Origin of the sequence: Streptomyces maremycinicus (assembly GCF_001184025.1) — a bacterium.
Lineage (GTDB): Bacteria > Actinomycetota > Actinomycetes > Streptomycetales > Streptomycetaceae > Streptomyces > Streptomyces maremycinicus.
In genome coordinates this window covers 163264-175640 of sequence record NZ_BBYG01000008.1, presented here as the reverse complement: position 1 = coordinate 175640, position 12377 = coordinate 163264, and the positions used below count along the sequence as shown (strand labels likewise).

Annotated in this window: 9 protein-coding genes; 7 read left to right on the top strand and 2 right to left on the bottom strand. The window is 73.3% G+C overall.

The genetic code is table 11. The annotated features are described in order from the left end of the window. Positions 1-98: 98 nt before the first annotated feature. From AOQ37_RS00855 to AOQ37_RS00840, 4 genes are all read left to right on the top strand, one after another. On the top strand, positions 99-854 hold the full coding sequence (locus AOQ37_RS00855; RefSeq protein ID WP_234436757.1) for a polysaccharide deacetylase family protein: 756 nt from the start codon (positions 99-101) through the stop codon (positions 852-854). 85 nt (positions 855-939) lie between these two features. Beyond that, positions 940-2955: a hypothetical protein gene (locus AOQ37_RS00850; protein WP_107085095.1), complete on the top strand. Its 2016-nt coding sequence runs from the start codon at positions 940-942 to the stop codon at positions 2953-2955. Between the two features lie 19 nt (positions 2956-2974). Then, entirely contained in the window at positions 2975-3598 is a 624-nt protein-coding gene (locus tag AOQ37_RS41025) for a DUF1616 domain-containing protein (RefSeq protein WP_234436756.1), read from the top strand. Positions 3599-3864: 266 nt separating this feature from the next. After that, positions 3865-4905, top strand: a complete 1041-nt coding sequence (locus AOQ37_RS00840) for a glycoside hydrolase family 26 protein (protein ID WP_374701473.1) — start codon at positions 3865-3867, stop codon at positions 4903-4905. On the opposite strand, the gene AOQ37_RS41020 is transcribed toward AOQ37_RS00840, so the two are convergent. Together AOQ37_RS41020 and AOQ37_RS00830 are read right to left on the bottom strand one after the other, a co-directional pair. Next, positions 4826-7396, bottom strand: a complete 2571-nt coding sequence (locus AOQ37_RS41020) for a lipopolysaccharide biosynthesis protein (protein WP_062640139.1) — start codon at positions 7394-7396, stop codon at positions 4826-4828. The two genes, AOQ37_RS00840 and AOQ37_RS41020, sit on opposite strands and share 80 nt — an antisense overlap. After that, positions 7389-8624 (bottom strand): DegT/DnrJ/EryC1/StrS family aminotransferase, encoded by a 1236-nt coding sequence (locus AOQ37_RS00830; RefSeq protein ID WP_078889924.1) that lies wholly within the window; start codon positions 8622-8624, stop codon positions 7389-7391. The genes AOQ37_RS41020 and AOQ37_RS00830 overlap by 8 nt, the downstream gene beginning before the upstream one ends. Before the next feature lie 301 nt (positions 8625-8925). Here AOQ37_RS00830 and fahA point away from each other — a divergent pair, with 301 nt between their 5' ends. From fahA to AOQ37_RS00815, 3 genes are all read left to right on the top strand, one after another. Further along, entirely contained in the window at positions 8926-10137 is a 1212-nt protein-coding gene (gene fahA / locus AOQ37_RS00825; protein WP_062640134.1) for a fumarylacetoacetase, read from the top strand. Positions 10138-10336: 199 nt separating this feature from the next. Then, positions 10337-11275 carry a M56 family metallopeptidase gene (locus AOQ37_RS00820; RefSeq protein ID WP_062640131.1) on the top strand — a complete coding sequence of 313 codons (939 nt, stop codon included), beginning with the start codon at positions 10337-10339 and terminating at the stop codon, positions 11273-11275. Between the two features lie 206 nt (positions 11276-11481). Then, the gene (locus AOQ37_RS00815) at positions 11482-12270 is read left to right on the top strand and encodes a GntR family transcriptional regulator (RefSeq protein WP_062640129.1); all 789 of its coding nucleotides are present in this window, start codon (positions 11482-11484) and stop codon (positions 12268-12270) included. Positions 12271-12377: the final 107 nt, after the last annotated feature.

The following is a 12377-nucleotide window of genomic DNA, read 5'->3' as shown; positions in this document are numbered from 1 at the left end:
ACGGCAACCGTCGTAGCGGCGACGGCGGGGGCGGGGGCGGGGGCGGGGGCGGGGGCGGGGGCGGCGCGAGTATCCCGGTGTTCCTCTATCACGCGGTGATGGAGGAACCGCCGGGCTGGATCGCCGAGTTCACCGTCAGCCCGAAGCAGTTCGGCCAGCATCTGGACGCCGTCGTGGACAGCGGCCGTACGCCTGTCACGATCAGCGCGCTCGCCGACCACCTCGCGGGGCGGGCGCCGCTGCCGCCCCGGCCGGTGCTGCTCACCTTCGACGACGGCTTCGCCGATCTGCCCGGCGCGACCGCCGAGGCGCTGGCCGGACGCGGACTGTCCGCCACCGCCTACCTCACCACCGGGGCGATCACCCGGGGCGGGCGCAGTCTGCTGCCGCCCGCGCCGATGATGACGCTGGATCAGGCGGCGCGACTCGAGTCGTACGGCATGGAGATCGGCAGCCACACCGTCACCCACGCCCAGTTGGACACCCTCGCACCCCGGGCGCTCGCACACGAACTGCGTTTCTCCCGATCGGTGTTGGAGGACGCCCTCGGTCACCGGATACGTCATCTCGCCTATCCGCACGGCTACAACAGCGGCCGGGTGCGGCGGACCGCCGCGGCCCTGGGCTACGAGACGGCCACCGCCGTGCGGCACGCGCTGAGTTCGGACCACGACGAGCCCTACCGCATCGCCCGGCTCATCGTGCGCCGCGGTCACACCGTCGCCGACGTCCGGGCCTGGCTGGCGGGATCAGGCGCCCGTGTCGCCCCGTACCGCGACGGGCCGAAGACGGTCGGCTGGCGCTGGTACCGACGCGCCCGCGCCGTCGTACAGGGTCCGGTGTTCGCGGGTTGAGCCGGGTTCGACGATTTTGGTGTGAAAAGAAGCGGAAATTCCTATAGTCGACTTGAGGGAGGGGGGCCTCGACGTGCATCACCACGTGCCCGCACCGAGCACCGAGAGCAGCGACCTGCCCACCCCTGAGCTCCCCACCGGCCCGGAAGACCCGGGCGGTCCGGTTCGGGGGCCGAGTCCGGGTTCGGGTCCGGGTTCGGGCTCGGGCTCGGGCTCTGATTCGGATTCGGGGCCCGATCCGGGTTCAGGGCCGGATCCAGGTGTCGGCCGTGATCGCGGACCGTGGCGGGTCCCGCGCCGTGCACCCGACGCGGGCCTGCTGACGCTGCTGCTCGCCACCGGGCTGTGGGTGTACGCGCTGCCCCGCATCGGTTTTCGCGAGATGGGCGAGTACGGCCTGCTGGACCGGCTGCCGGTCACCTACTACCTCTCCTTGCTGGTCCTCACGGCGGGTTTCGTCCTCGCTCTGCGGCGCGCGGGCACCGCGCCCTGGTGGCCGGCGGCGCACTGCGCCGCGCTGCTCCTCGCCCTGAAGGCGCCACCGGCCGTGCTGTACGACGCGGTGCGCTACCCGTGGGCGTCCAAGCACGACGCCGTCGTCGACACCCTGCTCGCCAACGGTGAGCTGCGACCGGGCGCGGCGCTGTCGGGCAACATGTCCGCGTACGACCAGTGGCCCGGCTTCTTCACCCTCGACGCGGGTCTGGTGCGCGCCTTCGGCGTGCAGAGCGCCGCCGTGTACGCCAACTGGGCCCCGATCGTCGTCGGCCTGCTCATGCTGCCGGTACTGGTCCTGATCTACCGCACCTTCTGCGAGGACTGGCGGCTGATCTGGACCGCCGTGTGGATCTTCCAGCTCGCCAACTGGGTGGGCCAGGACTACTTCGCCCCGCAGGCGCTCGCCTATCCGCTGCATCTGACGGTCCTCGCGGTGGTGCTCCGGCACTTCGTGCGGCCCGGGTCCGCCGGACGGCTGCGCGACCGCACCTTCCTCGACCCGGTGGCCGCACCCGTCCCGCCGCCGACGGACAGGAGACAGCGCGCGGTGTGCGTGGTGATCCTGGCGCCGCTGATCGCCGCCATCAACGCCACCCACCAGCTCACCCCGGTGATGCTCACCGTCTGTCTGGCCGTGCTCTGCCTCACCCGCCGCTACCGCAACTACGGGCTGCTGGCCGTCGCCGCGCTGCTGATGCTCACCTGGGACCTGACCATGGGGCGGCCCCTGTTCGTCGAGACGCTCTCCACCATCAGGAAGTCGATCGGCGAGCTGACGGAGAACTCCCGCGCCGGCTACACGGGCCGGCTCACCGGCCCCGGACCGGAACTCGCGGGCACCGCCAACGTGGTGATGGTGCTCGCGATCGCCGTCCTCGCCGGGACCGCCGTCGTCCTGCGGCGCCGCCTGACCCGCGGCGCGCTGCCCCTGCTGCTGGTGTCCGTCGCCCCGGTGCCCCTGTTCGCCGTCAACGACTACGGCGGCGAAATGCTCTTCCGCGTCTATCTGTTCGCCCTGCCCGGCGCGGCCTTCTTCGCCGCCGCCGCGCTCGTGCCGGCCGTCGCGGGGACACACCGCAGCAGGGCGAAGGCGCTGCGGCGCAGGACGGCGGCCGTCGCCCTGCCGGCCGTCCTGCTGGTGCTGCTGGCCGGCTTCCTGCCGTCGTACTACGGCAAGGAGAGGATGTTCTACACGCCGCCGGAGGAGACCGCGCTGGTCACCAGGGCCCTCGACAACGCTCCCGACGGCTCGCTGATCCTCGCCACCAGCGGCTCCTTCCCACAGGCCCTCCACCGCTACGACCGTCTCGAGCACTGGTTCTTCGCCGAACAGGCGCTGTCCGAGAACGTGAGGATGCTGAGGGACCCGGCCGGCCACCTCGCGGACGGGATCCCACCGGGCACGAAGGCGTACGTCGTCCTCACCCGCACCCAGGACATCTACGCCGCCGGGGAGGGCCTGCTGCCGCCCGACGGCTTCGAGACCCTGCGCTCGAAGCTGGCCGCCTCGCCCCTCTTCCGGACCGTCGAGAGCCATCCGTACGGCGTCGTCCTGGAGTACCGCCCGGCCGCCACGCCACCCGCCCACCCGGCCGCCCGCTGACGGACACAAGGTGATCGAAGTGACGACCACGGACTCCGAGGACATCGGCAACGGGAACACCGCCGACGGGGGCGGCGTGAACCCGGGCCATGGACATCTGGGCCACGGACATCTGGGCAGCGGACATCTGGGCAGCGGGGTGGCGGGCGACGCGGGGAGAACCAGCGAGACCGGGGAGGATGGAGGGGCGGGGGCGCCCGGGGAGGCCAGGGTGTCCGGGGAGACCAAAGGCGTCCGGTTCACCTCGGTGCAGCTGAGGGCTCTCGTCGCGGTCTCGGGCTGGTCGGCGCTGGCCGCCACCGCCGTGCCCGGCCCCTCCCCCCTGCGCTGGATCCCGGTGCTGCTGTTCGTCCTGTTCGGTCCCGGCTGTGCGGCGCTGTACCCGCAACCGGGTCCCCTGGCTTCCGGCGCCAGGCTGGAGGCGGTCGCGCTCGCCGCGCCCGTCAGCCTCTCGCTCGGAGTGCTCACCGCCACCTCGCTGTTCCTGGTGGAGGCATTCTCGATGACCGCCTTCCTGGTCTCGCTCGCCTGCTTCACCACGCTCACCGCGGCCCTGCCGGGGCTGCCGCTGCCGGCCGCCCGGCGCGGAGCGGTCGAGCGCGCCGGGGTCAGGCGCGGGCCCTACCGCGGCAGTGGCACATGACGGACCGACGCACAGGAGCCCGCCGGTGGGCGGACGGCCCGGGAAGCGCCCGGGCGGACAGCACCCGGGCTGACAGCGCGGGGGCGGAGGGCACCCGGGCGAACAGCGCACGGGCGGACGGCACCCGGGCGAACAGCCTGCGGGCGGACGGCACCCGGGCAGACAGCGTGCGGAGTCGATCAGCGCAGGGCCCGGGAGACGACCCGAGAAGTGCCAGGCGCGCCTACGCGGCGGTCGCGCTGGTGGCGGTGGCCGCGCTGCTCGCCGTGCTCGGCATCTGGGCCCGCCACTCCGAGGACCCGGACTCCGCCGCGGACGCCCTGCCCGACAACGCCGCCTCGGGTGAGCTGCCCACCGGTTCCTGCGCCCCCACCGACACCCTGGTCCCGCCCTGCGGCGCATGGTGGGGCGCCGCCGTACCGTACGCCGAGGACGGTTCCCTCAAGGACGCCGTGCACGGCTTCGAGAAGAGGATCGGCCGCAAGCTGGACCTCGTCTACAACTACCACGACATGTCGGGCACCAAGGCCGACGGCGAACTGCTCACCCCGGACGAACAGGAGCTCGGCAGGGACCGGTTGCTCATGCTGGCCTGGGAGTCCACCGTCTGGACCGAGCCGCACCACGAGAACTGGACGGAGACCCAGCTCGGCTGGAAGAACATCGCCTCCGGCAAGTTCGACGAGGAGATCCTCGATCCGCAGATCCGGCGCATCAAGGCCTACGGCAAACGCGTCTTCCTCTCCTTCGACCAGGAGACCGACGCCCGCATCAAGGAAGGCGCGGGCACCCCGCGGGAGTTCGTCGCCGCCTACCGCCATGTCCGCGACCGGTTCCGTGAACTGGGCGCCGACAACGTGGTGTGGGTGTGGACCGTCTCCGGCTACCTCGGCAGCGCGGCCGACATGAAGGCGCTCTACCCCGGGGACGACTACGTCGACTGGATCGCCATGGACCAGTACAACTACTACCGGTGCCACGGCACCACGGACTGGAAGGACTTCCTGCGCAGTCAACAGCCCAGCTACGCATGGCTGCGCGAGAACATCAGCGACGAGAAGCCGGTGATGCTGGCCGAGTTCGCCACCGCCCCGGACGCCGGCGCCCCGCACCGCCAGCGCGACTGGTACCGGCGGATCCCCGCCGCCGTACGCAAGCTCCCGGAGGTGAAGGCCCTCGTGCACTGGAACCGGCCCACCTCCGAGAAGCCCGAGTGCGACCTCACCGTCAACGAGGGCGCCGGTCTCGAGGGGTACCGGGAGGCGGGTCGGAACGGCTACTTCCACCAGCCGGTGCCCTCCCGCTGACCGCGACGGCACCCCGCGGCCGTCCGGCCATCGCCCGGGCCCGGGTGGCGAGCGGCAGGAACACGGCGGCGAGGACGAGGACGACGAGCAGGGGCAGGGCCGCCGGCGCGAGCTCCCGCCGCCACACCCAACCGCCCACCGCGACGAGGTGAAGGAGGCCCCAGCGCCCCGGCCACGTCAGCCACCGGTCCGCCCGCGCGAGCAGCAGCCACAGCGGTACGAGACACAGCAGCTGCACGGCCGGGGGTGCCCAGCGGAGCAGCGGCTCGGGCCCGTCGAGCCCCGTCCCCGCCGCGAGCGACCCGGCCGCCTTCGCGTACGGCCCCCCGTCCACCGCTGTCGGCTGCCGGCCGAAGGCGCAGGGTACGGCGTACAGGGCGAGCAGCACCGAGGCCAGGGCCGTCCCCGGTAACAGCGCGCCGCGTGCCGTGCGCAGCGTCACCGCGCCGACGAACACCACGAGCAGCAGGCCCCCCGCTGCGAGCGCCGTGGGCGGCAGCGCCGCCAGCAGCCGACGTCCGGTCGGCAGGTCCTCGGTCGGGCCGTCGAACCACGGCAGATCGCGCAGCGCCACCCAGAAGCCCACGGTGGCCAAGCCGAGCAGGCCCCACAACCCGCCCCCGACCCACCGCTCCCGCCCCCCGCCCAGAGCCGACCGTCCCCTCCCGACCCCCCGGCCCCGTGCCCCGCCCTCCCCCGCCCCCTCGCCTCGCTCGACCGGGTCGGACGCCTGAGCGGGCCGCCCCTTCAGCGTCGGCGTGTCCGCCAGCAGCGCCTCCCGTTCGTACCCGGGGCGTCCCACGAACAGGGCGACCGTGTCCTCGTCGACGCCCTCGCGCGCGTGAGCCGCCCGACGCGCCCAGGTCGTGCCATACCCGGCGGTGGCGTTCAGCCGTGCCCCATGGCTGCCGTAGACCGGGGCGGCGGCGGAACGCCCGACGGGCCGCCGGTCGACAGGCGAACGGTCGACGTCCCGACGGTCGACGGGCGAACGGTCGACGGGCGGACGGTCATCAGGCCGACGGCTGTCGGGACGCCGCCTTTCGGGCCCCCGGTCGTCGGCACGATGGTCGGCGGGCCCCTGGTCGACGGCCCCCCGGTCATCGGCGCACCGGTCGACGGCCCGCAGGTCATCGGCGCGCTGGTCGACGGCCACCGGGTCGTCGGCCCGCAGGGCGGAGCGCAGGCCGACGGCGGAGACGGCGGCGATCAGCGTCATGCTGATCAGCACCGCCCAGCCCGCGCCCGCGATCCCGGCGGGGCCGAACAGCAGGGCGGCGCTGCCCAGTACCAGCACGCACATGGCGCCCTGGAGCGCGGCGAGCGCGACGGTCCGGCCCTGCACCCGCAGCACCCCGATGTACAGCTCGACCACGACCCGGGGCAGCGCCCCGGCGGCCAGCAGCCGCAGCACGGTGGTGCCGTGCTCGGCGTAGTCCTCCTGGAACGGCAGCAGGATCCGCGGGGCGAACACCACCAGGAACAGCACCACCGGCACCAGCAGCAGCGTCATCCGGCGCAGCGCCCCGCGCACGCCCTCGGCGAGCTGGCGAGGATCGTGCGAGGCGTGCGCGGTGAGGGAGGAGGCCATGTTGATGGCCATGAACTCCATCGTGCCGCCGACGGTGTACGCCACGTAGAAGTAGCCGTTGTCCGCCGCGCTGAAGCGGACCGCGACCATCACCGGCAGCAGGTTGATCATCGCCAGGCTGAACAGCGCGCCCAGCGAGTCCCCGGCCAGGAAGCGGCCCATCTCGCGCAGTCGCGGCGGCTCCAGGTCGTGGTCGGCGGCGGCCTGGCGCGGGATCAGCCGGTGGAAGATCAACCAGCCCAGCGGCAGGGTCGAGAACGCGATCGCGACGGCCCAGGACACGAAGATCCCGAGCACCGGCAGCGCGGTCGCGCACACGGCCAGCAGGAACAGCTTGCCGACGGAGAACACCGCGTTGCCGACGGGCACCCAGCCCGACCTGCGCAGACCGGTGAGCACCCCGTCCTGGAGCGTGAGCAGCGCCCACGCCACACACGCGACGACGAACGCCGTCCCCGCGGCGGCCGTGCCGAGCGGCGCGTAGGTCGCCCCCCACAGGTCGAGGGTGAGCAGGAAGGCGACGGCGGCGACGGCCACGACCACCGAACTGGCCGCGTACGCCCGCCACACCAGCGAGCCGGTGGCCCGCCCCGCGCGCGGCACGAAGCGGACGACGGCCCCGATCATCGTCGTCGCCGTGATGCCGGCCAGCAGCCGCATCGCCGCGATCGCGGCCGAGCCCTGGCCGACGGCCTCCTCGGAGTAGTAGCGGGCGGCCACCAGCCAGAAGCCCAGACCCAGCACGGCGGACACACCCGTGCTGAGCATCAGGAAGTAGGCGTTCCTGAACAGGGATCCGGAGCCGCGGGTCCGGTCGGCCGGCGGCGCGCCGACCGTCTCCTTTCCGGCGGGCGGCGCCGAGGACCCGGATACCTGCATCCCGGCCTGCGTCTCAGCCACGGGTCGGCTCCAGCCCTCCCGGCGCCTCGGCCGGCCGTACGCCGGACTCCCGGAGCACCTCGACGACCTGCCGGGCCCGCAGCGGATCCACCGGCAGCGCGTGCCGGGCGAACCAGCGGGCCCCCGCGGGATCGGGCGACGGATCGGTGAAGGCGGCACCCGCATAGTCGTCCAGAGGCGGGTCGTACAGGTATCCGACGACGATGCCCCGCCGCGCGAGAGCCGTCCGCGCGGCGTCCCGGTCGGCGACGAACAGCGGTACCCGGAAGAGGGGTTGGACCCGGTCGGCGCGGGGGGTTCCGGGCCGCGCCCACGGTGTGCCCAGAAGCAGTTCCGTGCCCGCCCGGCAGGCCGCCAGCACCTCGTCGAGGCGGTCGAGTCCGCGGCCGATGCGGCTCGTTCTCAGCGGCCCTGAGCGCAGCCGGTAGTCGTGCATGTCGACGCGGACCCAGGAGTCGTGCGCGGTGAGGTCCGGCGCCGCGTCGACCGCGCGGGCCAGCTCGGCCGGCCGCAGCGGCATCCGGATCTCCTCCCGCTCCATCAGCCCGAGCAGCCGCATCGTGGACCAGGCGGCCCGCCGCAGCCGCAGCCCGCGCACGGTCGCCTCCGCGTACGGCCGGACGGTGTAGGCGAGTTCCGCCGTGATCCGTCCCGGCAGCAGCAGGTCCTCGCCGGCCTTCTCCAGGGCATCGCGCAGTCCCGGGTCGGCGCAGGCCAGGAATCCACCGGCCTTGGCACCCACATGCTTGGACAGGCTGAAGACGGCGGCGTCCCCCCAGGCCCCGACCGGTCTGCCACCCACCTCGCTGCCGATGGCGTGCGCCCCGTCCTCGAACAACGGGATGCCCAGCGCGTCGCACTCGGCCCGCAGGCGTGTCGTGTCGTCCGGGTTGCCGTACAGATTCGTCGTGAGGACGCCGGAGAGCGAGCCCCACATCTCCTCGGGCACGGCATCGACGTCGATCGACGCGTCCAGCGGGTTCAACGGCGCCTGCACGGGCCGCAGTCCGGCCGCGAGCAGGACGAAGAAGATCACGTCGTCGTTGACCGGCGACATCAGTACCCGTCCGCCGGGCGGGCACCAGTGGCGCAAGGCCACGTACAGCCCGAATCTGCACGACGGTACGTACACGCATTCCCGGCCGAGTCTGTCGCGCATCGTCGCTTCCAGCCGCTTCGGCCGTGGGCCACGCCGCGCCGACCCGAGGCCGGCCTCCCCTATGACCATCCGCCCCCCAGTCGTGCCAGGGGAGGACCCCCTCCCCGAGGCCCTCCGGCACCCGCCCAGAGTCTCCGCTTTCGCACCACTCCGTCAAGATTGCGTACCGGCCGACGGATGACACCGGGTGAGCGTCCGGAAGCGGAGAGCAGCCGCCCGGCAGGCCGCCCCCGTCCGGCGCCCGTGTCGGTTCCCCCGCGTCAGCCGTAACGTGTGCCGCGGCTCGGCGCACCCCCGCGGCACCCGCTCGGGGTCCGGCAGGCCCGACATGGCGAGCACCAGAGACCGCACGAAAGTGAGGCACTACCCCATGCCCCCCTTCGACCTTCCCGAAGGCGACCCCTTCGGTCCGCACAACCTCCCGTACGGCGTCTTCTCCCTGCCGGGCTCCGCGGAGCGGACCGTCGGCGTCCGGCTCGGTGACCATGTCCTCGACGCGGGCGCGGCGGCCCGTGCGTTCGACTCGCCGCACGCCGACCTGCTCGCCTCGCCGACGCTCGGCCCGCTGCTGGCGGCGGGACGCACGACCTGGTCGCAGGTGCGCCGCGCCCTGACGGAGTGGGTGACCGACCCCGCCCACCGGCTCACCGTCGAACCGCTCCTCCAGCCCCTGTCCGACGTGACCCTGCACCTTCCCTTCCAGGTCGCCGACTACGTCGACTTCTACTCGTCCGAGCACCACGCCCGGAACGCGGGAGCGATCTTCCGTCCGGACGCCGGGGACACCCTCCTGCCCAACTGGAAGCACCTGCCGGTCGGCTACCACGGCCGGGCCGGCACGGTCGTGGTCTCCGGCACGGACGTCGTCCGCCCGTCGGGCCAGCGCAAGGCGCCCACCGACCAGGCCCCGGTCTTCGGCCCCTCCGTGCGGCTCGACATCGAGGCCGAGGTCGGCTTCGTGGTCGGCGCGCCCTCGCGGCAGGGCAGCCCGGTCGCGCTGACCGACTTCCGCGAGCACGTCTTCGGCCTGTGCCTGCTCAACGACTGGTCCGCCCGCGACCTCCAGGCCTGGGAGTACGTCCCGCTCGGCCCGTTCCTCGCGAAGTCGTTCGCCACGTCGGTGTCGGCGTGGATCACCCCGCTGGAGGCCCTGGAGAACGCGCGGGTGACACCCCCGGAGCGGACCCACCCCCTCCTGCCCTATCTGGACGACGCGGCGACCGAACCCGCCGGCTACGACCTGCGCATCTCCGTCGCGCTCAACGGTCAGGCGATCTCCCACCCGCCCTTCTCCACCATGTACTGGACGGCCGCCCAGCAACTCGCCCACCTCACGGTCAACGGCGCCTCCCTGCGCACGGGCGACCTGTACGGCTCGGGCACGGTGAGCGGTCCCGAGCCGCACCAGCGCGGCTCCCTGCTCGAACTGACCTGGAACGGCCGCGACCCGCTGGAACTCCCCGACGGCAAGCGGACGTTCCTGGAGGACGGCGACGTGGTGACACTCACGGCCTGGGCTCCCGGCCCAGGTGGAGCGCGCGTGGGCCTGGGAGAGGTGAGCGGCCGGGTGATCGCCGGGTAGGGAGCGGAGGCGGCCGGTGCCGGATCCGGGCGTCGTCCCGGGCTGACTCCCGGAGCAACCGCCGTCATACTGGCGGCGGGCACGGTTCTCGTGCCGAGCCCGCCGCCCATGGCAGGCCGCACGCACGCGGACACGCCGTAACCACCCCGCGCGCACGTGGTCCCCGCCCCCTTCCCGACCAGGATCCGGAGCCCATGGCATGACCCTCTGCCTGCTCCTGCTGAGCGTCGTCGCCCTGGCCGCCGCCGGGCCGGCACCGCGCGCGCTCACCCGGTCCGCCTGGCCCGAGCGGGAGCCCGTGGTCGGACTGTGGGTGTGGCAGTGCCTGGTCGCCACGGTCCTGCTGTGCTGCCTGACCGCCCTGACCCTGGGCGCCGCCGCCGTGTTCCACACCGTCCGCGCCCGGGTCTTCGCCCCCGCACCCCCGGGGGTCTCCGAGGCGTACGACCTCTCCGCCGCCCCCCTGTGGGCGGTGGCCCTGACCCTGCTGCTGGCCTGCGGGGCCGCCTGGACCACCGCGATGCTGGCCCGCGAGCTCGTCGAGGCGCGCCGCCGCCGCGGCCGGGCCAGGGACCACCTGCGGGAGCGCGCCCCCGACCTGCCCGCCGGCCTGCCGTCCGCCCGGGGCCCGCTGCTGGTGCTGGAGGACGAGTATCCGGACGCCTGGTGGATGCCCGGCCACCCGCCCCAGTTGATCGTGACGACCGGCGCCCTGCACCGCCTCACCTCCCACCAGCTGGACGCCGTCCTCACCCATGAGCGCGGCCATGCCCGCGCCCACCACGACTGGCTGCTCCACCTGTCGACCGCCCTTGCCACCGGCTTCCCCCGCATTCCGCTCTTCTCCCACTTCTGCGACCAGACCCACCGCCTGGTCGAACTCGCCGCCGACGACACGGCGTCCCGCCGCTGCGGTCACCTGACGACGGCGCTGGCCCTGATCGAGCTGAACCAGCACCGGGGCGTGCTGTCCTGCGCCTCCAGCCACCGTCTCCTGGGCGAGCGGGTCGACCGCCTGCTGGAGCCGCCCCCGCGCCTGCTCCGCAGACAGCGGGCGCTGACGACGACGGTGGCCACGCTCGTGCCGCTGCTGCCCCTGCTGATCACCTTCGCCCCGGGACTGACGGCACTGGCCTGACGACGCCTCCCTGACGACACCGGCCTGACGACGCCGTCCCGACGGCGCTGTCCCGACGGCGCTGTCCCGACGGCGCTGTCCCGACCTGGCAGATCTTGTGTGCGCCGGTCCGGTTTCCCCAGGTCAGCGACGTGTCTGACGCCTCCGCAGGTGGCGCAACACTCCGGCAACACCGCTTTCCCTACCGGCTCGCTATGGTTCGAAACATGCCAGCCACCGACCGCATCCGAGACCACGCCGGCCAGGGCGCGACCACCGTCGCCGCCCACCGTGCGCGCCGTCGGCTGCGCGCGGACCAGGCCCGGCAGCTCGCGGACCTCCTGCGCCGCCAGCTGCTCAGCGACGGCTTCCCGGACGGCACGCTCCCTCACGAGTCGACCCTCGCCTGTGACTACCGCGCCTCCCGCAACACCGTCCGCCAAGCTCTCGACCTCCTCCGGGCGGAGGGCCTGGTGGAGCGGCTGCCCGGCGTCGGCACGGTCGTCGTGGCGCAGAAGTACCCGCACGGTCTGGACTGTCTGATGGGCCTCGCGGAGACCTTGCACGAGCACGGCCATGTCACCAACGAGGTCCGCACGATGGGCCCCGTCGCCGCGCCGGCCCCGGTGGCCGACCGCCTTCACGTCGCGCCCGGCACCGACGTGCTCTACATCGAACGCCTGCGCAGGCTCGGTGGTCTCCCCCTCTCTCTCGACCTCACCTACATCCCGCTCGACATCGGAACCGCCCTGCTCGGCGCCGATCTGGAGAACACCGACGTCTTCCGGCTCCTGGAGGCGGTCACCGGCCAGCGGCTCGGCCACGCCGAGATCACGCTGGAGGCGGTGAACGCGGACGCCCACTCCGCCGCCGTACTGGAGGCACCACGTGGCGCGGCCGTCCTGATGCTCGAACGCCTCACCCACCTCGCCGATGGCCGCCCGGTGGACCTGGAGTTCATCCGCTTCCGCGGGGACCGCATCTCGATGAGCGGCCTGCTGCACCGCTCGCTCTGACCTCTCGCACCGACATCGCCTTCACCACCGCCCCTCCGCTCCCTTCTTCGTTCTCCGCTTCTGCGTTCTCTTCGCCGCCCTCACCTCTTCATCGTTCGGCACGACCT

Bases quoted from the DNA above. Each gene is read 5' to 3' on its own strand.
- AOQ37_RS00855 (WP_234436757.1), top strand. From the start codon at position 99: ATGGAGGAACCGCCGGGCTGGATCGCCGAGTTCACCGTCAGCCCGAAG.
- AOQ37_RS00830 (WP_078889924.1), bottom strand. From the start codon at position 8,624: ATGGTCATAGGGGAGGCCGGCCTCGGGTCGGCGCGGCGTGGCCCACGG.
- fahA (WP_062640134.1), top strand. From the start codon at position 8,926: ATGCCCCCCTTCGACCTTCCCGAAGGCGACCCCTTCGGTCCGCACAAC.
- AOQ37_RS00820 (WP_062640131.1), top strand. From the start codon at position 10,337: ATGACCCTCTGCCTGCTCCTGCTGAGCGTCGTCGCCCTGGCCGCCGCC.
- AOQ37_RS00815 (WP_062640129.1), top strand. From the start codon at position 11,482: ATGCCAGCCACCGACCGCATCCGAGACCACGCCGGCCAGGGCGCGACC.